The following is a 24,536-nucleotide window of genomic DNA, read 5'->3' on the forward strand; positions in this document are numbered from 1 at the left end:
GGCCCTGTCAGAGCCGATAGGCTTGTTTGGCAAGCCGGTATGCGAGGTCATGGGCGACCTCGAATGCGTCCTCCTCGACCATGCGTCCGCTGGCGCAGAGCGTGGCGAGATAGGCACAATCCACACGCCGCGCCACATCATGGCGGGCGGGGATCGAACAAAAGGCGCGGGTATCGTCGTTAAAGCCGACGGTATTATAAAAGCCCGCGGTTTCCGTGGTCAGTTCGCGGAACCGGCGCATCCCTTCGGGGCTGTCGAAAAACCACCAGGGCGGCCCCAGTTTCAGCGCGGGATAGACCCCCGCCAAAGGCGCCAATTCGCGCGACAGCGTGGTTTCATCCAGCATGAACACGATCACCGACAGGCGCGGGTCGGTGCCATAGGCATCCAGCAAGGGTTTCAGGTTGCGCACGAAATCGGTGCGCGTCGGGATATCAAAGCCTTTGTCGCGCCCGAAAGCGGCGAACATCGGGGCGGAATGGTTGCGCCATGCGCCGGCATGGATTTGCAGGACCAACCCGTCATCAAGGCTCATCCGGGCCATTTCGGTCAGCATCTGGCCCCGGAAAGCATCGGCCTGTTCGGCTGTGGCGCGGCCGGTCTTGACGATATCGAACAGCGCCGCCGCATCCTGTGCAGACAGGTTTTCGGTGCGCGCGGTCGGATGGCCGTGATCCGAAGACGTGGCCCCGAAACCGATGAAATAGGCGCGCCGCGCGCGATGCGCCGCCAGATAGCCCGCCCAGGTCATCGCATCCTCGCCGGTCAATTCGCCCAGACGGGTCAGATTGCCGACAAAACCATCAAATTCCGGATCAACCACCGCATCGGGCCGATAGGCGGTGATCACCCGCCCCTGCCAGCCGCTGTCGCGGATCATCCGGTGCCAGCGCAGATCATCCAGCGCGCTTTCGGTGGTGGCCAGAACCTCGATATTGAACCGCGCGAACAAGGCGCGCGGCCGGAATGCGGGTTGCGCCAGGCTATCGGTGATCCGGTCATAAAGCGCATCGGCATTCTGGGGCGTCAGCCGGTCGTGGATGTCAAAGACCTCGGCAAAAGCATGGGTCAGCCAGATCCATGAGGGCGTGCCGCGCAACAGGTGGAAATTCTGCGCGAACAGCCGCCAGATCGCGCGCCCGTCGCGTTGCGCGGCATGGCCATCGGCCCGTGGCACCCCCAGCGCATCCAGATCGACACCTTGGGAAAACAGCATCCGGAACACATAATGATCCGGCGTCACAAAAAGCTGCGCCGCATCGGCAAAGGCCGCATCCTCGGCAAACCAGCGCGGGTCGGTATGGCCATGCGGGCTGATGATCGGCAGACCGCCGATCTGGTCATAAAGCGCGCGCGCCAAGCCTCGGGCGCTGCCTTCCAGCGGGAAAAGACGGTTCTGGTCCAGCAGCATGACACGATTCCCCAGCCTGCAAGCGGCCTCCCCGCCGCGTCCGATAGACTAATATTCTAGATTACCAACCTTGTCAACGCGGGTTCTTTGCCGCTAAACTGCAAAAGACAGAAAAGCGGAGATCGTCCCATGGCAGCCTCATCGGCATTGCGGGCCCTGGCCCCACCTGACCGGCCCACGATTGCGGATCAGGTCTTTGAAAGCCTGCAGGCCGGCATCTTGTCGCTGGAACTGCCCCCCGGCGCGAAATTGTCCGAGATCGATGTCGCCAGCCAGATGGAAGTGTCGCGCCAACCGGTGCGCGACGCCTTTTACCGGCTGTCGAAACTGGGGTTTCTGGTGATCCGGCCGCAGCGGTCCACCACTGTCAGCCTGATTTCGGAATCGGCCGTTTTGCGCGCCCGCTATATCCGCACCGCGATCGAGGTCGAAAATATCCGCACTGCGGCCACCCGCCTGACGCCCGCCGATCACGCAGCCCTGGCAGATCTGCTGGCCGCCCAGCAACAGGCCCATGCCGCACAGGACAAACGCCTGTTCCACCAGCTTGACGACCAGTTCCACCATGAAATCTGCCAACGCTCGCATGTCGGGTTCGCCTGGGATCTGATCAATGAAAACAAGGCCCATATGGACCGCGTGCGGATGCTGTCGCTCAGCTTTGCCTCGCCGCAGGTGATCAAGGATCATGGCGATATCCTTGACCATCTGATCCGCCGCGATGCGACGGCAGCGGCCGATGCGATGCGTCTGCACCTGTCGCGGATTGCCGATTTGATCGACCGGCTTCGGTTCGAAAAACACGCCTGGTTCGAAAGCGAACCCAGCGCATGACCCGCATCGTCGCGATTGGCGAGGCGATGGTCGAGCTGGCCCCTGCGGGGGCGGATGATCTTTACCGCGCGGGTTTTGCCGGTGATACGCTGAACACGGCCTGGTATCTGCGCAAGCTGCTGCCCGCCAGCGATCAGATCGCCTATTTCACCGCGCTGGGCCAGGATGCCCTGTCGGATAAACTGCTGGCGTTCATCGCTGCTGCGGGGCTGGACACGGCCCATATCGCGCAGCGCGACGACAGCAGTGTCGGGCTTTACATGATCAGCCTGACCAATGGCGAACGCAGTTTCAGCTATTGGCGCGGGCAAAGCGCGGCGCGCCGGATGCTTGCGGATGACAGGGCTTTGCGCGCGGCCTTGCAAGGGGCGGATCTGGCCTATCTGTCGGGGATTACGCTGGCGATCCTGCCGCCAGAGGCCCGCGCGCGCCTGTTCGATCTGCTGCGCGATTTTCGCCAAGCGGGGGGCAAGGTCGCCTTTGACCCCAATCTGCGCCCGCGCCTTTGGCCCGATCCCAAAACCATGACCGAGACGGTGATGCAGGCCGCCGCACTGAGCGATATCGCGCTGCCCTCGTTCGAGGATGAGGCGGGCTGGTTCAATGATCCGACCCCAGCCGCCACCGCGCGCCGCTACCGCGAGGCGGGCGTGGCGCTGGTCGTGGTCAAGAACGGGGCAGACCCGATGATCCTGGCAACGGCGGATCAATCGCTGACGCTGACCCCGCCCCGCGTGACCGATGTCGTGGACACCACCGCCGCAGGCGATAGTTTCAACGCGGGCTTTCTGGCCAGCTATCTGCAGCAGGGCGATCTGGAACAGGCAGGCCATGCCGGGGCCAGCCTTGCCGCAGCCGTGATCGGCCAGATCGGGGCGCTGGTCGCCTTGGACCACGACGCCTGACCACAGCGCCGCGCGCGGCACCCCATCCGCGATGCAAAACGCCTGTCAAAGCACCCGCAGGTCCGACACCCGCGCCACAACACGGGTGCCGCTGTTTTCGCTATTGGCCGAAATCGCCACCGCGACAAGCTGTTGCAGATCCTGTCCGAAAACCCGTGGAAAATCCTGCGTCAGATCGACCTCTTCGAAAAACTGTCCGGGCTGGGCCGGACGCGTGATCAGATTGCGCAGACGCTGCGGCGCATGCGGGCTGGGCACGATCGTGCCGGGGGGCTGGCCACCGCCCCAGGTATACATCAGCACCTGCGCTGCGGAATGCAGCATCATCCGGCGGATGCTGGTGTCGGGGCGGATTTTGGCGGCGGCCTCGGGGGGCATGCTGACAAAGAACATGCCCAGATTGCGGTCATCATTGCCGATCTGCGACAGATCAGAGGGCGGCACCGATTGGTCTACTGCCCAGGACCATGTGGCGCGCCGCGCGCGCCGCAAATCCACCGGCAGCACCCGGTAGAGGATCGAGGACGACCGATCCGCGACCACATCAACATTTGTGCCCCGCAGGGTAAATTGGTTCGGCGTCAGGCGCCGAAAGGTCAGATGCTCCCATGCCGCATCAAAAGGCACCGGCGTCGCTGCCGCGCGCCCTGCTGTCAGCAAGCCCGCAGCACCGGCAGCCAGCCCAAGGCCGCTGACAAGCGCCCGGCGACGGGTGAACAAAGCGGTCATGGATCACTCCTTTCGCAAAAATACAATTATGTCTTTATCAGATACGGCCAGCGCCGCAGGTGCGTTTCATGCAAAACGTCACTTTGCCGTGATCTGCGACATGACAGAACCGGCCCCGCCGGACACAAGTTGGTGAGTTTCCGAAGCCTTTTCGCGGTTTTGCTTTGCATGATAGGGTCGGTATGCCAGCGGTGGCACCGGGCGCGCCGCCGCCCGCCCCGCCCACCAGCGCAGGATGGATCATATCGCGATGCAGGATCAAGACCCGCCCTTGCAGAGGCCGCCCTTGCACAGGCCCCCCGCAGGCAGGCCCCCCGCAGGCAGGCCCACCGCAAACAGGCAAAGCTGGCTGGTCACCGGGGCCAGCGCGGGGATCGGGCTTGCGATCTGCCGGGCCTTGCATGATGCGGGGCATGAGGTGACAGGCTTTGGCCGCAGGCAAGCGCAGGACCTGCCCGCCGATTTCCCCGATATCGCCTATCACCCGGTCGATCTGGCGACGGCGCAGGGCTGCCAGCTGCTGGCTGCGCGCGCGCCTGCGCGGCTGGATATGGCGCTGCTGAATGCCGGCATTGGCCATTACCGCCCGCTCTGCCGCGAAACGCCCCAGGCGATCAGCGATGTGCTGGCGGTCAACCTGCTGATGCCGATGCTGACGGCACAGCTGCTGTTTGCGGCTTTGCAGGCGCGGCGGGGGGTGCTGGGGCTGGTCGGCTCTGTCGCCTATCGCGGGGCGGCGGGCATGCCGGTCTATGCCGCCAGCAAGGCCGGGCTGGACGGTTTTGGCCGGTCGCTGCGCAGCGAATGGCAAGGCCGCGTCGATGTGCGCGTGATCCATCCCGGACCGACCGCAACCGGCATGGCCGGGCGCGCGGGGCTGACATCGCCGCTGGCGCTGCGGATGATGCTGCCGGTCGCTTCGGTCGCGGCAGGCATCATTGATGCGATGCAGGGCCAAGGCCGGATGCGGCGGCGCGTCTCTTTTGGCGCGGTGATCCGGCAAAAGATCACGGGCCGCGCGGCATGAGGGCGCTGATCACCGGCGGCAGCGACGGGCTGGGCGCGGCGATCGTGCGCGCGCTGCGCAGCAAGGGGGCCGCGCTCTGGATCATCGACCAAACCGTGCCGCAGACAGGCGCAGATCAGCAATTTGTGCCCTGCGATCTGGCGCAGGCCGATGCTGTCGCGGCTTTGCCCGCCAGATTGCACGGCGCAGGCCCGTTCGATCTGGTCGTGATGTGCGCAGGCATCAACGCCGTCGGCCCGTTCGAGACCATGCCCCCGGCCATGATCCGCAAGGTGCATGACATCAATTGCGCGGCCCCGATCCTGCTGGCGCAGGGGCTGCTGGCGCGCGGGCTGATCGCACCGGGCGGGCGGGTGATCTTTATCGCCTCGGTGTCGCATTACACGGGCTATCCGGGGGCCAGCACCTATGCGGGCGGCAAGGATGCGCTGGTCGCCTTTGCGCGCGCGTTGCGGCCGGCGCTTTGGCGCGATCACCGGATCATTGTGCAGGTCGCCACCCCCGGCCCGATGCAGACCGCCCATGCCGCGCGCCATGCGCCTTTGGGCAGCAGCGGCCGTGGCCGGGCCTGCCCCGACCGTATCGCCCGCCGCATCCTGCGCAGCAGATGGCGCAGCATCATCGTGCCGGGGGCCGCGTCACAGGCGATGGCCCTGTTCGGGCGGCTTTTCCCCGCGCAGGCAACAAAGACGATGCGCAAATTGCTCTATGAGCGGCTGCCATGAAGCGGCTTGTCCTGATCGGCGCCGGTCTTGCGCATCTGGAGGTGCTGCGCCGTCTGGCCATGACGCCTTTGCCCGAGACAGAGATCATCCTGATCACCAAGGATCGCCAAGCCGTCTATGCCGGCATGTTGCCCGGCGTCGTGGCGGGCCATTACGCGCCCGCGCAGATGACGGTGGATGCCGCCGGTCTTGCCCGCGCTGCCAAGGTCGGTTTTCGGCAAGGCGCGATCAGCGGCCTTGATCTGGCCAGATCAGAGGTCATTCTGGATGATGCCACCCGGCTGGGTTTCAGCATTCTCAGCCTCAATACCGGGGCATGGCCGCGCGATATCGGGCTGGACCGCAGCCTGCCGGTCCTGAAAATAAAGCCCGCCCCGGCCTTTGTCGATGCGTTGCAGGATTGGGAAGATCAGGTCAGTCCGGGCGCGCCTGTTGGCGTGGTCGGCGGCGGTGCGGCGGGGATCGAGCTGGCGCTGGCGCTGGCGCATCGCTGGGGCGACAGCCGCCCTGCCCCGATCCTGATCGAACGCTCGGGCCTGCGGCTTGACCGGATCCCCGCCGCCGCGCGCCGGCCCCTGCGCCGGCATCTGGCGCGCGCGGGCATTGCCGTGCATACCGCCGCCACCGCCCCGCACCTTGCGCTGGCGATCAATGCGGCAGGCGCGGCCCCGCCCGATTGGCTGGCGCAAACCGGGCTTGCGCGCAATACGCTTGGCTATCTGGCGATCGGCCCGAGCTTGCAGGTCGCGGGGCAGGACCATATCTTTGCCAGCGGTGACGTGGCCAGCATGGCCGATCATCCGCGCGCCAAGGCCGGTGTTTTCGCCGTCCGCCAAGGGCCGGTGCTGTTTGCCAATCTGCAACGCGCGCTGGCGGGGGAACCCTTGCTGGCGCATCGCCCGCAGAGTGATTGGCTGAGCCTGATCGGCACCGGCCCCAAACATGCCATCGCCACGCGCAACGGCATCGCGCTGCAAGGGCGCTGGGCCTGGCGGATCAAGGATATCAATGATCGCAGCTATCTGGCGCGCTACCGCGCCTTGCTGGAAAAGGACATGCCATGACCGCACCGCCCCCCGCCCCGCCGCGCAAGTCCCGGCTGCTGCGCTTTGCCCCGCTTGTGGTGATCCTTGCCGCCCTTGGCGCGATGTATGCGGCTGGCTTGCAAGAGATCTTCAGCCTCGACTGGCTGGCAGCCCAACGCGGCAGCCTGCGCGCGCTGATCGCGGATCATTATGCGCTCAGCCTGATCAGTTTCGCGCTGATCTATGTCGTGGCGGTGGCGACGGCCTTTCCGGCGGCATCCATGCTGACGATCAGCGGCGGGTTCCTGTTTGGCTGGCTGGTGGGCGGCAGCGTCGTGGTGATCAGCGCCACGCTGGGCGCATCGCTGTTGTTTCTGGCGGCGCGCACATCCTTTGGGGCGGGGCTGCGCGCGATTGCGGGGCCGCGCGTGAACCGCCTGGCCGAAGCGTTCGAGAACAACGCCTTTGCGACGCTGATCGTGCTGCGGCTTGCGCCGATCTTTCCGTTCTTTGCGATGAATATCGCGCCTGCGCTGTTCCGGGTACCGCTATCGACCTATATGCCCGCGACGCTGATCGGGATCGCCCCCGGCACCTTTGCCTTTGCCTATCTGGGGTCGGGCATCGACAGCGTGCTGGCCAGCGCCGCCGCCGCAGGGCAAAGCGTGCAGATCTCCGATCTGGTCACGCCAGAGCTGACCATCGCCTTTGGCGCGCTGGCGCTGGTCGCGGCAATCCCGCCGGTGATCCGCAAACTCTATCCAAGGCGCACGCCAAAGCCGTGACGCTAGCTGATCCGCCCCTCTTGCAAGGCGTGACAGGCGACACCGGCCAGAACCTGCGGCACCTCACGCTTGCAGCGCTCATTGGCAAAAGGACAGCGCGGATGGAACGCACAGCCCGAGGGCGGGTCGATGGGCGATGGAATTTCGCCTTCGACCTGTTTGCGTCGGCGGCCTGTCATCTCGATATCAGGGACCGCATCCAGCAACATGCGCGTATAGGGGTGTTGTGGCGCATCGAACAGCGCGCCCGCCTCGGCCACTTCGGCCAGACGGCCCAGATAAAGCACGCCGATATCATTCGCCATATGCCGCACGACCTGCAAATTATGCGAGATGAAGACATAGGTCAGGCCGAAATCCTTTTGCAGGTCTTTCATCAGGTTCAGGATCTGCGCCTGAACCGAGACATCAAGCGCGGATGTCGGCTCGTCACAGACGATGAAATCGGGGTTCGCGGCCAAGGCGCGCGCAATCGCGATACGCTGGCGCTGGCCCCCCGAAAACTGATGCGGGAATTTCACGCCATCTTCGGGGGCAAGGCCCACCAGCGTCAGCAATTCGCCCACGCGCAGGCGCTGGTCACGGCTGCTCATCCCGCGTTCAAAGACGCGCAAGGGTTCGGCCACGATATCCACGACCCGCCAGCGCGGGTTCAGGCTGGCCAGCGGGTCCTGAAAGATCATCTGGAACCGGCGGCGCAAGGCGCGCGCCTTGGCCCCGCGCAACCCGTCCTTGAGAGAGGTGCCGTCAAAGACGATATCCCCCTTGCTGGGGGTCAGCAGGCCCACGATCAGCCGCGCAATGGTGGATTTGCCCGACCCGCTTTCGCCGACAAGGGCAAAGGTTTCGCCCTGTTTGACGGTGAAACTGACGTCATCGACAGCGTTGACATAAAGCTTGCCGGTGCCTTCGATCTTGCGGTTCAGCCAGGGCTGCGACACGTCAAAGCGGCGCGACAGGCCGCGGACATCCAAAAGCGTCTTGGTCATTCTGCGGTCAGCCTTTCTGCGGATGCGGTCGTGGCGTCCTGCGGCGGGTAAAGCCAGCAGGCCACACGGCGACCGGGGGCTGTTTGCACGGCCTGCGGTTGGTCCACGCGGCATTTGTCCATCACATGCGGGCAGCGCGGGTTAAAGGCGCAACCACGCGGGATGGCCGACAGGCGCGGCATTGATCCGGGGATCTGGGTCAGCCGGTCCAGATTGGCCCCCAGACGCGGGATCGCCCCCATCAGGCCGGATGAATAGGGATGCTGGGCGTCCTTGATCACATCACGCACCGGGCCGATTTCGGCGATCCGGCCCGCATACATCACCGCGACACGGTCGGCGGTTTCCGCGATCACCCCCATGTCATGGGTGACCAGCATGATCGAGGCGCCATTTTCGGCGCAAAGCCGTTTCATCACATCAATGATCTGCGCCTGCACTGACACATCAAGCGCGGTCGTCGGTTCATCCGCGATCACCAGATCAGGCCCCGCGCAAAGGGCCAGCGCAATGACCACGCGCTGGCGCATACCGCCCGAAAACTGATGCGGATAATCGTCGATCCGGCGGCTGGCATCGGGGATGCCCACATCATCCAGCAATTGCACGGCCTTCTTGCGCGCCTCTGTCACCGACAATGGCAGATGGGTGCGGATCGTCTCGATCAGCTGTTCGGAAATCCGGTAAAGCGGGTTCAGCGATGTCAGCGGGTCCTGAAAGATCATGCCGATCTTGCGGCCACGGATCTTGCGCATCTCGGCAGCGGGCAGATTGTCGATGCGGCGGCCTTGCAAGATCACCTCGCCCTGCGCGATCCGGCCGGGACGGTCGATCAGCCCCATGATGGCAGAGCCGGTCATCGACTTGCCGGCACCGGATTCCCCCACCACGCCCAGCACCTCGCCGGGCATGATGTCAAAGGAAATATCCTGCACCGCGGTCAGGATGCCACGGCGCGTGGGGAATTCCACCGTCAGGTTGCGGACAGACAATAGCGGTTCGGTCATAGCGCGTCCTATCGCAATTTGGGGTTCAGCGCATCGCGCAGCCAGTCACCCAGCAGGTTGACCGACAGCGCCAGCGCGATCAGCGTGACGGCGGGAAAGAACAAGATCCACCATTCGCCCGAGAACAGGAATTGCTGGCCAATACGGATCAGCGTGCCCAAGCTTGGCTGCGTCGGCGGCACACCGACCCCGAGGAAGGACAAGGTCGCCTCTTCGATAATGGCCAGCGCCAATGAAATCGTCCCGATCACCAGCACCGGCCCCAGCACATTGGGCAGCACATGGCGCAGCAAGATCAGGATCGGATGCACGCCCATGATCCGCGCGGCGGAGACGTAATCCTTTTGCCGTTCCACCATGGTCGCGCCGCGCACCGTGCGCGCGAATTGCGCCCAATTCGACAGACCGATCGCCAGGATCAGCACCCAGACGGCCATGCTTTCCTGCTGGCTGGGCGGGATCAGCCCGCGCGCGATGCCAAAGATCAGCAGCGCGATCAGGATCGCGGGAAAGGACAGCTGGATATCGGTGATCCGCATGATCACCGCATCAATGGTGCCCCCGTTATAACCCGCGACCAACCCCAGCGACACGCCCAGCGTCATCGCGAACAGCGTCGCAAGGATACCGACGAATAGCGACACACGGCTGCCATACATGATCGTGGACAGCACATCGCGGCCTTGGTTATCGGCGCCCATCAGGAAATAATTATCGGTAAAGGCCCCGGTGCTGGCCGGCGGGGTGAACCCGTCCATCAGGTTCAGGCTGGCGGGGTTGAACGGGTTATAGGGCGCGATCAAAGGCGCGAAAACGGCCATCAGGATCAGCGCCAAGGCCACGAAGGTCGCAACCACCGTCACCGGCGAGGTCCGCCAGGAATAAAAGATATCGCTGTCCAGCGCGCGCGCTATCCGGCCCTCGGCACGGACCGGCACGATCATATCCTCGGCGGGGATGTCTTTGACAAATTTGCGGTTTTCCATGGTTTACTTCCCTGCCCCGCCATCGACGCGCAGCCGCGGATCGACAACGTAATACAGAATATCGACGACCAGATTGATCAGCACGAAGACCAGCGCGATGAACATCAGATAGGCCGCCATCACCGGCACATCGACCACCTGCACCGAGACGATGAACAAAGACCCCACACCCGGCCATTGGAACACGGTTTCGGTGACGATGGCAAAGGCGATGACCGACCCCAGTTGCAGGCCGGTGATGGTGATCACGGGCACCATCGTGTTTTTCAGCGCATGGCCGAAATTGATGGCGCGCTGGGTCAATCCGCGCGCCTTGGCAAAGCGGATGTATTCGGTGCGCAGCACTTCCAGCATCTCGGCCCTGACCAGACGCATGATCAGCGTAAGCTGGAACAGCGACAGCGTGATCGCGGGCAGGATCAGCGATTTCAGCCCGCTTTCGGTCAGGAAACCGGTGCGCCACCAGCCCAGATCGACGACCTCGCCGCGCCCGAAAGACGGCAGCCAGCCCAGTTCAACCGCGAAAATATAGATCAGCCCGATCCCGATCAGGAATGTCGGCAGGCTGACACCCACCAGCGACAAAGCCATGATCCCCGCCGAGGACCAGGCCTTGGGCCGCAGCGCGGTATAGACGCCAAAGATCACCCCAAAGATCAGCGCGATACTGGCCGAGACCAGCGCCAATTCGATTGTCGCGGGCAGGCGGCTGAGGATCAGCTCGGTCACGGGCTGTTGCAGGCGATAGGAAATGCCGAATTCGCCTTGGGCGGCATTGGCGATGAAACGGGCGAATTGCACGATGACGCTGTCGTTCAGCCCCAGCCTTTCGCGCATGATTTCCTGATCTTCCAGCCGCGTATCGACGCCGACCATGCTGGCGATCGGGTCACCCACATAGCGAAAGACGATGAACGCGATCAGCGCCACGAACAGCATGACAACGACGGATTGCGCAAGCCGTCTGATGATGAAGGCCAGCATCGGGCGACCCCTTTTTGAATGAAAGAACCGCCTTGCGTCGGAAGCCCGAGACAAGGCGGTTCATGGTAACGTGACGGATCAGTCTGCGAAGGTGACGCTGGTCATCAGCGGCTGGTTCTCAGGATGAACCGGCAGGGTGATACGGTCGTTCATCGCATAAGCCAAGACCTGATTATGGATCGGCAGCAGCACACGGTCCGCCTTCACCACGTCCCAGATTTCGGCAACCGTCGCGGCGCGGGCTTCCAGATCGGTTTCCGTGCCCAGCGATTTGATCATCGCGTCCAGTTCGGGGTTGGAATAAAGACCGCCGTTATAGGCGCCATAGCTGCCTTCTTTGGAATGCACCAAGTCGTTGAAGACATAGGCGGAATCGAATGTCGGCACGCCCCAGCCCAGCATGTAGAAATCAGTCTCGTTGCTGGTGACCAGCGGCGAATGCTGCGCCACAGGGCGCGAGGCCAGCGTGACATTGATCCCGATCCGGCCCAGCATGCCGACAACGGCCTGGCTGATCGCCTCGTCGTTGACGTAGCGGTTGTTGGGGGTATCCAGCGTCACGCTGAACCCGTCGGGATAGCCCGCTTCGGTCAGCAATGCGCGCGCGCGGTCCAGATCGACGGCGGGATAGGCGTCCAGCTCTGGGGTCCAGCCCGCGACGAAAGGCGGGTTCGGAATGCCTGTCGGGATCGACTGGCCGCGCATCACGACCGCCTGGATCGCTTCGCGGTCGATGGCCAGTTCCATGGCTTCGCGCACCAGCGGGTTGTTGAACGGGTTGCTGTCGGTGACATTGGACGAGGCCAGCGGTTCATCACCGAATTTATAGCCAAAATAGATCACCCGGTTTTCAGCGCCGGTTTCGATCTTGATCCCGTCGGTGCCGCTGAGGCGTTCGATATCCTGCACCGGCACGTCCTGCACGATGTCAACCTCGCCCGACAGCAGCGCGGCAACGCGTGTCGCGGCATCCGAAATCGGCAGATAGATGATTTCCGTCACGGCAGGGGCGGTGTCGGCCCAGTGGTTTTCGTTCACGGTCAGGACCGAGCGCACATCGACTTCGCGCGATTGCAGGATATAGGGGCCGGTGCCATTGGTGTTGCGCACGGCGAAATTATCCTCGCCTGCGGCGTAATCCTGCACTTCGACGACGTTATTGGCCTCGGACCAATCCTTGTCCATGATGAACGTATTGGTCAGGTTATTGGGATAGAGCGGCGACGGGCCGGTCATGCGGACTTCGACGGTGTAATCATCAACGGCGGTGACTTCGGCCACATCGACATGCAGCTGGCGCATGTTGGATTTTTCCGACCGCGCGCGGTCCAGCGAAAAGACCACATCCTCGGCGGTGAAAGCCGCGCCATCATGGAAGGTCACGCCTTCGCGCAAGGTAAAGACCCAAGTGTCGGGGGATCCGTCCTTGATCGCCCAAGATGTCGCCAGACGTGGCGTCAACGTGCCTTCGACATCGCGGTCCATCAGCGTTTCATAGACATGATGGGCAAAGTTATGCGTCGGCCCCTGGTTTTGCGAATGCGGGTCCAGCGTCAGGGCATCGGATGCCCGCGCCCAGCGGATCGTTTCGGCCGATGCCTGCGACACGATCAGTGTCGAGGACAGTAACATCGCAGAAAGACTAAGGATTTGTCTGGTCATGTCGGGAACTCCATTCCTTGATTTTCGGGCATGCAGCCGTGCTGCATCGCGTCCTGCCCGGCAACAGAGATGATTCATCCATCTTTTGCAATGGCCAAGACGCGGCCCGCCCGACAGAGCGGCGATCTGGCGCCAAGTGTTCGCAATGGCAGCCTGGCTGCACAAAAGCTGGGCAGACCATGGCGCGCGCGCAGGGATCAGCCGTCAGGGACGCCCGACAAATTCAAAGCTGAACGTGGTCTGCGCGCCTGCGGGCGGGGCCGGAAAGGGGGCCGCGCGGCGGATATGGTCCAGCGCCAGCCGGTCCAGCGCGGCAGAGCCAGAGGATTGCGCCACGCTGACATCGCCAAGCGCCCCCGAGGCCGCAATCGCAAAGCGCACCACGACGCTGCCGCGCGCGGGGGCGTTCTGACGCCGGACGCGGGTGATCTGGCGCAGCACCTGCCCGGGATAGCTGGCCGCTGCGGCCTGCCCGCCGGTGCTGTCGGGTGCCGGTGCCGCCCCCGATGCGGCCGCCTGCCCCTGCGGGCGGGCCTGTGTGCTGCCACGGGTGGCATCGGTTGATGCCGTGCCTGCCTGGCGTGGCGGATTGGCCTGTGGGGTGGGTGCAGCTTGCCGTGCGGGGCGCGCAACGGGGCGCAGCGATGTCGCGGGGGCGCTATCGGGCAGCGCATGGGTCGGGTCGGGCGCTGCTTGCGCGGCGGTTTCACGCGGGCTGACCGGGGGCGCGACCGTGCTGGCAACCGGCGCGCTGGTGGCCGGCGCGGGGGCCACGGGCACCGCCAGATCAGCGACCGCCGATGCAGGCAGCGCAAGGCTGCGCGCGGTGACAGGCTGCGCCACGGGGGGCTGCGCTGGCGGGGTGACAGGTGTTGATCCAGCCACGAAATCCGCGAAAGCCGCCCCCAAGGCCGCGTGATCCGGCGCGCCGCCGCCTGCGATCTCCAGCCGCTGCGGCGCTGGCACCGCGATCAGCAGCCCCGCCGCATGCAAGCCCCCCGACAGCGCCAGCGCCAGCAATCCGCCCCCCAAGGCGCGCAGCCGGATCATGGCGCAAGCCCGGTTTGCGTCACCAGCCGCAGGTCCTGCCCGGTTGCGCTGCGCAGGGCGGCGGCGAGAGCGATCAGTTCACGCGCGGGCAGATTGCGATCCGGCAAAAGCCGCAAGCCACCGCTTTGATCCGCTTGCGCGGCGGCGAATGCGGCAGGTGTCGTCACTTCGGCGCGCCATAACAGCGTGCCATCCGCCAGCACCACCAGCGCATCATCCGGCACCCGCGCGGCGGCGATATCCGCATCGACCAGCTGCATGTCACGTTCCAATGGCTGGGCCACCTGCCCTGCGATCAAAAAGAACACCAGCATCAGGAAGACCACGTTGATCAGCGCGATTGTCGGTTCAGGCTTGGCGCGGGGCGGCGGGGCAAGACGCATCGGATCACCCGCCGATCAGGCGCAGGCTGATCCCCGGCACGGTTTGCGCGACCACCAGCACATCGACCAGCCGCTGGGCTGTGACATCCGCAGCAGGGGCGACCAGCACCAGCCCGCCATCCAGCGCCGTCATCGCGGCGGGCAGACCGGCCAGGGTGATCTCGGCCACGTTCAGCGTGATCGCATCGGCGGTGATGCGCAAAAAGGCAGGCGGCGCGCCCGAGCCAGCGGCCCCGGCTGTCGCCGCGATGAAGGGCAGATCGCCAAAGCGGGTAAAGGTCGATGACAGCATGAAAAACAACAATAGCAGAAAGATCACATCAATCAGCGATGTCAGCGACAGCCGCCGTCTGCGCAGCGCGGGCCTAACCATGGGCCAGACCGGGGTGCAAAGCGCCTTCGATCAGCGTCTCGGCGATGCGGCGTTCATGGGCCATGCGGCCCTCGAACCAGGACAGGATCGCGGTCAGCGGCATTGCCACGGCCAGCCCCGCCGCCGTGGTCATCAAGGCCACCCAGATCCCGCCCGCCAGCACGGATGGATCAACGCTTTGCCCGGCCTCTTGCATCGCGCGAAAGGCCGCGATCATGCCCAGCACGGTGCCGAACAGCCCCAAAAGCGGGGCGGTCTGCGCCACGGCATCAAGCAGGCGAAACCCGCCTTCCAGCCGGGCCAGCCGCGTCTCGGCCAGCGCATAAAGCCGGTCGCGCGCATCACGCGCCTCTAGCGCCAGCGCCAGCACCGGTCCCAGATGCGATTGCGCCGCTTCGGCCAGGGCCAGCGCGCGGGCCTGCTGGCCTGCATCAGAGGCCGCGAGTGCGGCCAGCAAGGGCGCATGCCGCCCGACCCCTGCGGCATAGAATTGCGCCAGTTTCCACAGCACCACGGCCCCCGACAGCACCGACAGGCCGATCAGCAGCGCAACGACCCAGCCGCCCAGATCAATGAAAGCGACCAGCGCATCGCGCGCCTGCAAAAGATGGATCATTGCATTACCTCGACATCATCCACAGAAACCGTGACATGCAGCGCCTGCGCACAGGCGGAATCCTGCACCGCCTCGCCGGTGCAGGAGGCGACGCCGTTGATCAGCAGCTGGGCGATCTCTGGGCAGGCGATCCCGGCCACATCGAATTGGCGCACGCGGCGCGCATCCACGGGCAGCGCGCCGAAATCAAACAGCGTCAGCGCAGCGACCCGGCCCGCCTGATCGAAAAGCACCGTTTCCAGCGCCAGCGTGGTCAAAGGCGCCAGCGCATTATCCGCGACGAAGGTCAGCCGGCAGGCATTATCCACAGGATCAAGCCGGTTCAGATCGACCGCGATCCCGCCCGCCTGCTGTGCCGCCGCAGGCCATGCGAGCGCCAGAACAAGAACGGGCGCAAGAACAGGCGCAAGCACAGGGGCAAGAACAGGCGCAATGATCCCTGCCCTTACCATGTCAGGCTCCGCGCCAGGCTGATCTTGAAGGTCCGTCCACGGCCTTGGTCCAGCGACAGGTTGTTGCGATAGGCCGTATCTTGCAGGTTTTCGACCGCCAGCTGCAGATCGAAGCCTGCGAGCGCGCCGTCATCGGGCCGCCATGTCACAAAGACATCCTGCGTGGTATAACCTGCAAAAGACGTATCGGTGACCACCCCGGACGTCACGTTGCGGGTCGATGTCGTGATGTCATCGACGAAAGTGCCGCGCCAGCCGAATTCAAGCCCCCGGTCGGGCAACCGCCGGCCCAATGTCACTGCGGCCTGATCGGCGGGTGTCGTGGCCAGCGTATAGCCGAAATCACCATCGGTGCCGCGCACGCTGGACAGCGCCAGCCGCCCGAACAGATTATGCGCTTCATACCCGGCCTCGATCTCGGCACCTTCGAAATCGGCCTGCGCCAGATTGCGGAAGAACACCGTATCGCTGCTGGGGGTCACGGTCACAAAATCGTCGATCCGGTTGCGAAAGGCGGTCAGTTTCAATTGCAGGTTATCGCCCGCCGCGAACAACCCGTCGCGGCTATAGGTCAGGCCGAGTTCGACATTGGTGGCCTCTTCCTTGTCCAGATCAAGCGCTGCGGATTTGGTCCCCGAAAAGGAATAAAGCTCGTCCAGCGTCGGCAGCCGTTCGGTCCGCGCGACCGAGCCAAAGACCGCCAGATCATCGGTCACGTCATAAAGTGCCGCCAATGTCAGCGCGCTTGCCTCATCGGTGACGGTGGCGCCATTGGGCACTTCGGCGCCCGGTTCGCGTTCGGCAAAGTCGATACGCGCGCCGGGGATCAGGGTCAGCCGGTCACCGATCACGATTTCGGCCTGCGCATAGACGCCGATCTTGCGGTCGCTGCCCTCGGGGTGGAAGCCCAGCAGCCCGGCGCTGTCGGCGACGCGGTCCTGCGTGGTGGCCTGCATCCCGAAGGTCAGGAAATTATCCCAGCCTGCCCCGCTAAAGGCGGCGGTATTCTCGGCGGTCAGCATCGCGGTGCGATAGGCATAGGTCACATCGCAGAAGACATTGGCATTCGAGGCTGTCGGCAGACAGGTCTGCGGCGCCCCCGAGGTGCTGCGCGCGTTGGATTGCTCGACCGTGGTGTCGGAATAGGACAGCTGCACGCGCGGATTGAACCAGCCGCCCCCCGCATGATCCCAAGCGATGCTGAACGTGTCATCCGTCACCGACCGGTCCACCGTGCCAAAGGCATTGGTGATCGCATCACCGCCACCGGTCTGCGCCAGCGAGGCATTATCGGCATCCGATGAAAAGCGCTGCGCCGACAGCCGCAGGGTCTGGAGATCGCCCAGCTGGAACGTGCCTTTCAACAGGGCCGAGGGGGCCTCGAATCCGCTGCCCGCCACGGTGGCACCTGCGCCGTCGTCATAATCATCGGCGCGGCGATAGCCCAGCGCGGCCAGAAATTCGGCCCCCTCGACGGGGCGCGCGGCATAGATCATCGACCCCAGATGGCCGTTGCCATTGCTGTCATAGCCATATTTCAGCCGCAGCGCGCCGCTGCCATCCTCGGGGATGAAATCGCTGGCATCCTTGGTCTCGAACCGGACCACGCCGCCGATGGCACCCGATCCGTAAAGCGTGGCCGAGCCCGGCCCGCGCAAAATCTCGACCCGGCGGTAAAGCTCGGGGTCCGAAAAGAACGACCCCATGCGATATTGTTCATAGAATTTCGGCACGCCATCGACATTGACGATGATCCGCGCCTCTGATGCGGATTGTTCCGTCGCCCCGATCCCGCGGATGTTGAAGGCAAAGCCCAGGGGCCGGTCCGATCCCGCCGTCTGCGCACCCGGCACATTGCGCAGGATCTGGCCCACATTGGCCGCCTGTTCGCGGTCGATATCTTGCTGGTCCAGCACGCTGACCGCCTGCGGCGTGTCAATCGCGACCTTTTGCTGGCCGGCACCAAAGATCAGCCGCCCCAGAAAGGTGCCGCTGTCCACTTGGGCCTGTTGGGCCGTGGCCATGCCTGCGGCCAGGATTGCTGTTGTTGTCAAAAGGCAGGCCAGGCCCAGCCTGCGAGGACGTATGCGCATCGTCATGACCGATTCTCCATCCGGATTTAAGGTTTCGGCTGGCTGTCACGCTGGCATGCATCAAGGTGTCTTGACCCCCGACGACGGGCGTTCTAGTTATTCCGACACAAACAGTCAAGTACTGCGCCTGATCTTCCAGCCAAGCCTTTGGGGCCATGCCAGATCCGGGACCTCGCGCGTCCATCCCCGCTGCCAGCGGGGCAACCAGAGGTCAAACCGATGATGATTCTATCCCCCGACCGTGCTGCGGAAATTGCGTCCATCCGCGCCGAAAAGCCGAAACTGCGCGCGCGTGATCTGGCCGATATGCTGGGCATCCGCGAGGCCGAGATTCTGGCCGCCGACCTGGGTCATGGCGTGCGCAGGATCCAGGCCCATCCCGACCAGCTGATGCCGCGCATCGCCGCGCTTGGCGATGTGATGGCGCTGACCCGCAATGATTTCTGCGTGCATGAACGGCGCGGGCGCTATCTGGATTACCGCGCGGGCGCCCATGCGGGGATGGTGCTTGGCCCCGATATCGACCTACGGATTTTCCCCAGCCATTGGGTCCATGGTTTCGCGGTCGACAGCACCGGGCCGGATGGCACAAGACGCAGTTTGCAGATCTTTGACGCGGCCGGTGACGCGGTCCACAAGATCCATCTGCAACCCGCATCAGACCTTGCCGCCTATGACGCCCTGGTCGCTGATCTGGCCCTGCCCGATGATGCGCCTTTCGACCTGGCCCCGCGCGCCTTGCCAGAGCCTGTCCGCATCAACGAGGCGAAATGCGACGAATTGCGCAGCGGCTGGGAAAAGATGACCGATACCCACCAGTTTCTGGCCATGACCAGCCGGCTGAAATTCGACCGGCTGGGGGCCTATCTGTCCATCGGCGCGCCCTGGGCGGTGCCGCTGCCGGTCAATGCGGTCGAACAGGCGCTGCGGCAGGCCGGGGCGCAGGCCGTGCCGATCATGGTCTTTGTCGGCAATCGCGGCTGTATCCAGATCCATTCTGGCCCGGTCGAAAAGCTGGAACCGATGGGCCCTTGGTTCAACGTGCTTGACCCGCTTTTCAACCTGCATCTGCGCGCAGATAAGGTCGATCAGGTCTGGTTAGTGCGCAAACCCACCAAGCGCGGCGATGCGATCTCGGTCGAGGCGTTTGACAAACAGGGCCGCTTGATCCTGCAAATCTTTGGCAAACGCGCCGAGGCCGCGACGGATACAGGCGCCTGGGATGCGCTGGCCAAGGGGCTGACGGCCGAGGTGATGGCATGATCCGCCAGATCGCAGCCAGCCTTGCGGCCGTGGTGGTTTTGGCCCCCGCAGCCTTTGCCGAGACCCCGTCACGCGTGATTGCGGCGGGCGGGTCCGTTGCTGAAATCATCCATGCTTTGGGGGCCGGTGACCGGCTGATCGCCCGCGATACCACGTCATCCTTTCCGCCCGAGGTCGCGGCCTTGCCCGATATCGGCTATGTCCGCGCGCTATCGGCGGAAAACCTGATCGCCATGACCCCCGATCTGGTCATTGCCGAACATGACGCAGGACCGCCCGAAGTGCTGGAGCTGTTGCAACGCTCGGGCATCGGGTTGGTGATGGTGCCACAGGCGCTAGATCCAGAGGGCGTGATGGCCAAGATCGCCACGGTGGCCACGGCGCTGGATCTGCCGCAGGCCGGGGCCGCCTTGCAGGCGCAGGTCGCGGCACGGCTGGAACAGGCCCGCGCCGCCGGGGCGGCCTTGCCCGCGCCACCACGGGTCATGTTCATCCTGTCGATGCAGGGCGGGCGGTTGCTGGTCGGCGGTCAGGGCACATCGGCCGAGGCGATGATCGCACTGGCCGGTGGCACCAATGCCGTCACGGCGCTGGAAGGCTATAAGCCGCTGACCGACGAGGCCGCGATTGCCGCGAACCCTGACCTGATCCTGATGATGGACCGGGGCGGTGATCATGCCGTGACACTGGCCGATATTGCCGCCCATCCCGCCCTGGGGCTGACCGATGCGGCCATTCACCAGCATGTTGTCACCATGGACGGGCTTTATCTGCTGGGCTTTGGCCCGCGCACGGGTGATGCAGCGCTAGAGCTGAACACCCATCTGCGCCGCCTGAGCGATGCGGTAAAAGGCTGATGGTCGCCCTTGCCGATAGCCCCGCAATGGCGGGCGACCGGTCCCAGCGCGCGCGGCGTGTGGCCTTTGGGCTGGCGGCGCTGCTGGGGCTGACGGGCCTGCTGAGCCTGTCGCATGGCGCATCGGGCGTGCGGCTTGATCTTGTGGCGCAAAGCTGGCTGGCGGGCCATGATGTGCCAGCGCGCGACTGGCTGATCTTGTGGGAAATCAGGCTGCCACGGATGCTGACCGGCGTGCTGGTCGGTGCCTCGCTGGCGGTGGGCGGTGCGGTGATGCAGGGGCTGTTTCGCAATCCTTTGGCCGATCCGGGGCTGGTCGGTGTCGGCGCGGGGGCCGGTCTGGGGGCTGTGCTGGCCATCGTGCTGGGCGGACAGGCGCCGGCATGGGTCGCGGCTTGGCTGGGCTGGAACATGGTGCCGGTTGCGGCTTTCATCGGGGGCTGGCTGTCGACCATGGTGCTGTACCGCGTCTCGACCCGCGCGGGGCGGACATCGACCGCGACGATGCTGCTGGCGGGGATCGCGCTTGGCGCGCTGGCGGGGGCGGCGACAGGCATCCTGGTCTATGTCGCCGATGACCGGCAATTGCGCGATCTGACCTTCTGGGGGCTGGGGTCGCTGGGCGGGGCATCCTGGCCCAAGATCGCGGCGGCAGGCCCCGTGATGCTGCTGGCGCTGCTGGCCGCACCGTTCCTTGCGCGCGGGCTGAACGGGCTGGCGCTGGGCGAGGCTGCGGCCCATCACATCGGGCTGCCGGTGCAACGGGTCAAACATGTGGCGATCCTGACCGTCGCCGCCGCAACAGGGGCCGCCGTGGCGGTATCGGGCGGCATCGGGTTTATCGGGATCGTGGTGCCGCATCTGCTGCGGCTGGCGACGGGGCCGGACCACCGTTATCTGCTGGTCAATGCGGCCTTGCTGGGGGCCACGCTTTTGTTGCTGGCCGATCTGATCGCGCGCAGCATCATCGCCCCCGCCGAATTGCCCATCGGGATCGTCACGGCGGTGATCGGCGCGCCGGTGTTCCTGTGGATCCTGCTGCGCCGCCGTGGCTTGGTGGATTTGTGATGCTAAGCATTCGTTCCTTACGCGCCGCATTGGGCCGCACGCCCGTCTTGCACGGGATCACCGCCAGTGCCAGCGCCGGCCGGATCGTCGCCGTGATCGGGCCGAACGGGTCGGGCAAGACCACGCTTTTGCGCGCTATTTCGGGCGATGTGGGCTATGACGGGCAGATCGCGCTGGACGGCGATGATCTGGCCAGCCTCAAGCCTTGGGAATTGGCCGCGCGCCGCGCTGTGCTGCCGCAGGCCGCGAGCCTGGCCTTTCCCTTCACCGTGGCCGAGGTGGTGCGCCTTGGGCTGACAAATGGCACGCAGGCCGACCGGTCCGATCTGATCGGGCGCGCCTTGGCCGAGGTTGATCTGGCGGGCTTTTCAGGACGCTATTACCAGGAATTATCCGGCGGCCAGCAGGCGCGGGTGCAATTGGCCCGCGTGCGCACGCAGGTCTGGGACCCCGTGGTGGCGGGCCGGCCGCGCTGGTTGTTTCTGGACGAGCCTGTCGCGGCGCTGGATATCGCGCATCAGATCGGCGTGATGCGGGTGCTGCGCCGCTTTGCCGATGCCGGTGGCGGGGTGGTCATCGTGCTGCATGACCTGAACCTTGCCGCGATGGTGGCCGATGATATCTGGCTGATCCATGACGGGCTGCTGCTGGATGCGGGATCGCCCGCGCGGGTGATCGGCGGCCCTGCCCTGGCCGAGGCTTATGGCTGCCCTATCGTGGCCAACCGGCTGCCCGGCCCAAAGGCGACCTTTGTGCTGCCGCATGGGTTATGGGCGGCTGCGGGCTGAACGGCGCAAACTTGGGCGGGAACCTGTGGCAGGGGCTTGCGGTTGCAAGCCATCATGGCAGCCCAAGACCAGACCAGCCCCAAAACCCGCCTGCAGACCCGGCTGCGCGGATTTCTGAACAGCCTTGCCCGGCCCCGGCGCGAGCTGTTGCGCATCGCCTTGCAGACCGGGGCGGCGACCCTTGCGACCTATCTGCTGGTCGCAGGCCTGGGCGGGCTTGATCTGTCATGGGCCATCATCTCGGCCCTGCTGACCATCGGGATGAGCGCGGATCTATCCTATACCTATGCGGTCAACCGCACCGCTGGGGCCTGTCTTGGGGCGCTAATCGGGCTGGCGCTTGCGGTCTTGATCGGCGGTCCCGCGATCTATGCGCTGCTGGTCGCGGTGATCCTGGCCAATATGGTCGCCACGATCTGGCCAAGCCTGCAATATGGCGCTGTCACCGCCGCCATCGTCGCGCTGGAACCGGACCCCGAACTGGCGGCGGCGCTGTCGCGCACCGGGGCCATTGTCGCGGGCAGCTGCATTGGCGCGGTGGCAAGTTTCCTGATCTGGCCGATGCGCGGCCGTGACCGTGCCGAGATCGGGATATTGGACACATTGCACGATTGCCAGGACATGCTGACGCTGATCAACCGCGGCGTCAGCACCGACGAACATGACAGGCGCGACGCGCTGCATCGCCGGTTTCTGCAACATCTGGATATCGCCCGGTCGCGGGTGGCGGAATCGCGCTTTTCGCCCGCCTTGAAAACCGGTGCCGATCTGCGCTCTGCGGTGCGCGGCGTCGAGACCTTGTGGCATGCGCTGGTGATCCTCGACCGGGCCGTGACCACCGAACGCGGCGATATCAGCGCTGCGGCATTGGACCGGCTGGCCCCTGCTGTCGATGCCGTGCAGGACAGCGCAAAACGCCAGATTGATCGCATCATCGCCATGGTCAAAGGCACGCGCGACACCGCCCCGCCGCACGATGATCTGCACAGCGTGGTGGCACGGGCGCGCGATCAGGCGACCGATCTTGCCCAAGAGGCCGCGACGGATTGGCCCGGACAGGCGCGCGCGCTGCATAGCGTGATTTTCGGATTGAACGAAACCGAACGCCAGCTGGACCAGATCAGCAAGATCTTGGCGGTGCCCGATGACAGGCCCGATGACGCGCGCGGCGTCACCTGATCGGCAAAGCCGCCGCAGCGCATCTGTGATCGGGGGCATCCTTTCATCCTGATCACAGATCCAGCAGACCGCCTTTTTGGGGATTGATCGGGGCGCGCGATGGCCGCCCATATCCGCCGGGTTGCGCCTGATATGACAGGAACCATATCGCCCAGCGCGCGTTTGCAACCTATATCGCCCGGCCAGCTGGCGGCCGTGTCGGACCATAACAGGAGAATGATATGACGCAGGTCGCGCAGGATGAAAAACGCTATCGCTGGATCGGGGCGGCGGTCGCCCTTGTGGCGCTGGCGGGATGGTTGGTCGCGCTTTATTTCTGGTCTGCCGCCGGCGAGGCCCGCGACAGGCTGGCCCAGCATGTGACCCTGCATGGCACGACCCAAGAGCTGGAACAGCAGATCACCACCCTGCGCGCGCAAACCCAAGAGGCCCGCACGATGCGCGATACCGCCTTTGGCGAGCGCGACACGCTCAGCACCGAGCTGGACCAGATGCGCCGCGATTTCACCACGCTGGACCAAGACAGCACCGCCTTGCGCAGCAGCAACGCTAGCCTGCAAAGCGCCTTGGACGAAGGCCGCCAGAACCTGTCAGAGATCACCGCCGCGCTGTCCGAGACCCAAGACCGCGCGACCGAGGCCACGCAGGAATTATCCGATATCGGCGCAAGGCTTGAAACCGCGCGCGCGCAAGAGGCCGCCTTGCGATCCACCCTGTCGGCACTGAATGCGCAAGCCGCAAGCCTGACCGCGCAGGCCGCAGATGCCGAGGACCGCATCCAGGCCGCCCGCGACGCCGAAGCCACGCTGGAACAGCGCCAGCAAAGCGCGCGTGACGCGCAGGCCGAGATTGAAAGCACCCGCGCCCGCTTGCAGGCGGCGGTCGCGCGGCTGTCGCAGCAGCGTGATGCGCTGGTCGATGATGCACAAGCCGCCCGCGCGCAGGTGCAGGCGCTGCATGGCGTGACCCGCGATTTGGCAGCACTGCTGGCCCGGCGCAGCGATGATCTGCAAACTATCGAAGCGCGGATCAGCAGTACGCAGCAAGTCTCTGGTCTGGCGCTGGCCACGGCCTATGCGCATGACAACATCCGCATCCGCTTTGCGCCAGACGGGGCTTTTACGATGCGCAACACCAGAACTGGCCGCGCCGTGACCGGCGACTATACCCTGTCCGCGGGCCAGATCACCTTTGACGGGGTTGCGGGCGATACCGGCTCTGCCGCTTTTCCGATGCGCTGCGCGCTGTCGATCCGCCAAGACGGCTTTGCGCTGGCAGATGACGACGGGTCTTGTGCGCTGCTGGACGGGATGGATTTCACCCGCGCCGAAGGCTAGCGCCCCGCG

25 protein-coding genes are annotated in these 24,536 nt (G+C 64.9%); 12 read left to right on the plus strand and 13 right to left on the minus strand.

The genetic code is table 11. The features are described 5' to 3' along the window. Positions 1 to 7 precede the first annotated feature (7 nt). Entirely contained in the window at positions 8 to 1,411 is a 1,404-nt protein-coding gene (uxaC, locus tag LOKVESSMR4R_RS09325) for a glucuronate isomerase (protein WP_087207797.1), read from the minus strand. A 129-nt stretch (positions 1,412 to 1,540) separates the two neighbouring features. Between uxaC and LOKVESSMR4R_RS09330 the strand changes: the two genes are divergently transcribed. Both LOKVESSMR4R_RS09330 and LOKVESSMR4R_RS09335 read left to right on the plus strand, forming a co-directional pair. Next, complete coding sequence (locus LOKVESSMR4R_RS09330; protein WP_087207798.1) at positions 1,541 to 2,245, plus strand: GntR family transcriptional regulator; 705 nt, start codon at positions 1,541 to 1,543, stop codon at positions 2,243 to 2,245. Further along, on the plus strand, positions 2,242 to 3,150 hold the full coding sequence (locus LOKVESSMR4R_RS09335) for a sugar kinase (RefSeq protein ID WP_087207800.1): 909 nt from the start codon (positions 2,242 to 2,244) through the stop codon (positions 3,148 to 3,150). The genes LOKVESSMR4R_RS09330 and LOKVESSMR4R_RS09335 overlap by 4 nt, the downstream gene beginning before the upstream one ends. A gap of 45 nt (positions 3,151 to 3,195) precedes the next feature. On the opposite strand, the gene LOKVESSMR4R_RS09340 is transcribed toward LOKVESSMR4R_RS09335, so the two are convergent. Further along, positions 3,196 to 3,879 (minus strand): DUF3047 domain-containing protein, encoded by a 684-nt coding sequence (locus tag LOKVESSMR4R_RS09340; protein ID WP_087207802.1) that lies wholly within the window; start codon positions 3,877 to 3,879, stop codon positions 3,196 to 3,198. 250 nt (positions 3,880 to 4,129) lie between these two features. Between LOKVESSMR4R_RS09340 and LOKVESSMR4R_RS09345 the strand changes: the two genes are divergently transcribed. From LOKVESSMR4R_RS09345 to LOKVESSMR4R_RS09360, 4 genes are read left to right on the plus strand one after another with little or no spacing between them, the layout of a single operon-like run. Beyond that, positions 4,130 to 4,906, plus strand: coding sequence for an SDR family NAD(P)-dependent oxidoreductase (locus LOKVESSMR4R_RS09345; RefSeq protein ID WP_157898181.1), 777 nt, complete (start codon positions 4,130 to 4,132; stop codon positions 4,904 to 4,906). After that, on the plus strand, positions 4,903 to 5,631 hold the full coding sequence (locus LOKVESSMR4R_RS09350; RefSeq protein ID WP_087207806.1) for an SDR family NAD(P)-dependent oxidoreductase: 729 nt from the start codon (positions 4,903 to 4,905) through the stop codon (positions 5,629 to 5,631). The genes LOKVESSMR4R_RS09345 and LOKVESSMR4R_RS09350 overlap by 4 nt, the downstream gene beginning before the upstream one ends. Beyond that, positions 5,628 to 6,695 carry an FAD-dependent oxidoreductase gene (locus LOKVESSMR4R_RS09355; protein WP_087207808.1) on the plus strand — a complete coding sequence of 356 codons (1,068 nt, stop codon included), beginning with the start codon at positions 5,628 to 5,630 and terminating at the stop codon, positions 6,693 to 6,695. The genes LOKVESSMR4R_RS09350 and LOKVESSMR4R_RS09355 overlap by 4 nt, the downstream gene beginning before the upstream one ends. After that, positions 6,692 to 7,441 (plus strand): TVP38/TMEM64 family protein, encoded by a 750-nt coding sequence (locus LOKVESSMR4R_RS09360; protein WP_087207810.1) that lies wholly within the window; start codon positions 6,692 to 6,694, stop codon positions 7,439 to 7,441. Before LOKVESSMR4R_RS09355 ends, LOKVESSMR4R_RS09360 begins: the two co-directional genes overlap by 4 nt. Before the next feature lie 2 nt (positions 7,442 to 7,443). Here the strand turns inward: LOKVESSMR4R_RS09360 and LOKVESSMR4R_RS09365 are convergent, their stop codons facing one another. The 11 genes from LOKVESSMR4R_RS09365 to LOKVESSMR4R_RS09415 all read right to left on the minus strand — a co-directional run bounded on the left by LOKVESSMR4R_RS09365 (position 7,444) and on the right by LOKVESSMR4R_RS09415 (position 18,042). Next, the gene (locus tag LOKVESSMR4R_RS09365) at positions 7,444 to 8,430 is read right to left on the minus strand and encodes an ABC transporter ATP-binding protein (RefSeq protein ID WP_087207812.1); all 987 of its coding nucleotides are present in this window, start codon (positions 8,428 to 8,430) and stop codon (positions 7,444 to 7,446) included. Beyond that, entirely contained in the window at positions 8,427 to 9,437 is a 1,011-nt protein-coding gene (locus tag LOKVESSMR4R_RS09370; protein ID WP_087207813.1) for an ABC transporter ATP-binding protein, read from the minus strand. Before LOKVESSMR4R_RS09370 ends, LOKVESSMR4R_RS09365 begins: the two co-directional genes overlap by 4 nt. Positions 9,438 to 9,445: 8 nt before the next feature. Then, entirely contained in the window at positions 9,446 to 10,381 is a 936-nt protein-coding gene (locus tag LOKVESSMR4R_RS09375; RefSeq protein WP_204248776.1) for an ABC transporter permease, read from the minus strand. A 45-nt stretch (positions 10,382 to 10,426) separates the two neighbouring features. Next, positions 10,427 to 11,407, minus strand: a complete 981-nt coding sequence (locus LOKVESSMR4R_RS09380) for an ABC transporter permease (protein ID WP_087207817.1) — start codon at positions 11,405 to 11,407, stop codon at positions 10,427 to 10,429. 78 nt (positions 11,408 to 11,485) lie between these two features. Continuing rightward, positions 11,486 to 13,069: an ABC transporter substrate-binding protein gene (locus LOKVESSMR4R_RS09385; RefSeq protein WP_087207819.1), complete on the minus strand. Its 1,584-nt coding sequence runs from the start codon at positions 13,067 to 13,069 to the stop codon at positions 11,486 to 11,488. 204 nt (positions 13,070 to 13,273) lie between these two features. After that, positions 13,274 to 14,119 carry a TonB family protein gene (locus LOKVESSMR4R_RS09390; RefSeq protein WP_087207821.1) on the minus strand — a complete coding sequence of 282 codons (846 nt, stop codon included), beginning with the start codon at positions 14,117 to 14,119 and terminating at the stop codon, positions 13,274 to 13,276. Beyond that, complete coding sequence (locus LOKVESSMR4R_RS09395) at positions 14,116 to 14,502, minus strand: ExbD/TolR family protein (RefSeq protein ID WP_087207823.1); 387 nt, start codon at positions 14,500 to 14,502, stop codon at positions 14,116 to 14,118. Before LOKVESSMR4R_RS09395 ends, LOKVESSMR4R_RS09390 begins: the two co-directional genes overlap by 4 nt. Positions 14,503 to 14,506: 4 nt before the next feature. After that, positions 14,507 to 14,875 (minus strand): biopolymer transporter ExbD, encoded by a 369-nt coding sequence (locus LOKVESSMR4R_RS09400; protein ID WP_087207825.1) that lies wholly within the window; start codon positions 14,873 to 14,875, stop codon positions 14,507 to 14,509. Continuing rightward, positions 14,868 to 15,491, minus strand: coding sequence for a MotA/TolQ/ExbB proton channel family protein (locus LOKVESSMR4R_RS09405; RefSeq protein WP_087207827.1), 624 nt, complete (start codon positions 15,489 to 15,491; stop codon positions 14,868 to 14,870). The genes LOKVESSMR4R_RS09400 and LOKVESSMR4R_RS09405 overlap by 8 nt, the downstream gene beginning before the upstream one ends. Continuing rightward, entirely contained in the window at positions 15,488 to 15,943 is a 456-nt protein-coding gene (locus LOKVESSMR4R_RS09410; protein ID WP_237331945.1) for a hypothetical protein, read from the minus strand. The genes LOKVESSMR4R_RS09405 and LOKVESSMR4R_RS09410 overlap by 4 nt, the downstream gene beginning before the upstream one ends. Then, positions 15,937 to 18,042: a TonB-dependent receptor domain-containing protein gene (locus LOKVESSMR4R_RS09415; protein WP_087207830.1), complete on the minus strand. Its 2,106-nt coding sequence runs from the start codon at positions 18,040 to 18,042 to the stop codon at positions 15,937 to 15,939. The genes LOKVESSMR4R_RS09410 and LOKVESSMR4R_RS09415 overlap by 7 nt, the downstream gene beginning before the upstream one ends. Positions 18,043 to 18,258: 216 nt before the next feature. Here LOKVESSMR4R_RS09415 and LOKVESSMR4R_RS09420 point away from each other — a divergent pair, with 216 nt between their 5' ends. The 6 genes from LOKVESSMR4R_RS09420 to LOKVESSMR4R_RS09445 all read left to right on the plus strand — a co-directional run bounded on the left by LOKVESSMR4R_RS09420 (position 18,259) and on the right by LOKVESSMR4R_RS09445 (position 24,527). Further along, positions 18,259 to 19,299, plus strand: coding sequence for a ChuX/HutX family heme-like substrate-binding protein (locus LOKVESSMR4R_RS09420; RefSeq protein WP_087212935.1), 1,041 nt, complete (start codon positions 18,259 to 18,261; stop codon positions 19,297 to 19,299). After that, complete coding sequence (locus tag LOKVESSMR4R_RS09425; protein WP_087207833.1) at positions 19,296 to 20,156, plus strand: heme/hemin ABC transporter substrate-binding protein; 861 nt, start codon at positions 19,296 to 19,298, stop codon at positions 20,154 to 20,156. Before LOKVESSMR4R_RS09420 ends, LOKVESSMR4R_RS09425 begins: the two co-directional genes overlap by 4 nt. Next, a complete protein-coding gene (locus LOKVESSMR4R_RS09430) occupies positions 20,156 to 21,223 on the plus strand; it encodes a FecCD family ABC transporter permease (RefSeq protein ID WP_087207835.1) in 1,068 nt (355 codons plus the stop codon). Before LOKVESSMR4R_RS09425 ends, LOKVESSMR4R_RS09430 begins: the two co-directional genes overlap by 1 nt. Continuing rightward, entirely contained in the window at positions 21,223 to 22,011 is a 789-nt protein-coding gene (locus LOKVESSMR4R_RS09435) for a heme ABC transporter ATP-binding protein (protein ID WP_087207837.1), read from the plus strand. Before LOKVESSMR4R_RS09430 ends, LOKVESSMR4R_RS09435 begins: the two co-directional genes overlap by 1 nt. 42 nt (positions 22,012 to 22,053) lie before the next feature. Next, positions 22,054 to 23,190, plus strand: coding sequence for an FUSC family protein (locus LOKVESSMR4R_RS09440; RefSeq protein WP_157898182.1), 1,137 nt, complete (start codon positions 22,054 to 22,056; stop codon positions 23,188 to 23,190). Between the two features lie 221 nt (positions 23,191 to 23,411). After that, positions 23,412 to 24,527, plus strand: coding sequence for a hypothetical protein (locus tag LOKVESSMR4R_RS09445; RefSeq protein WP_087207839.1), 1,116 nt, complete (start codon positions 23,412 to 23,414; stop codon positions 24,525 to 24,527). Positions 24,528 to 24,536 lie beyond the last annotated feature (9 nt).

Origin of the sequence: Yoonia vestfoldensis (genome assembly GCF_002158905.1) — a bacterium.
Lineage (GTDB): Bacteria > Pseudomonadota > Alphaproteobacteria > Rhodobacterales > Rhodobacteraceae > Yoonia > Yoonia vestfoldensis_B.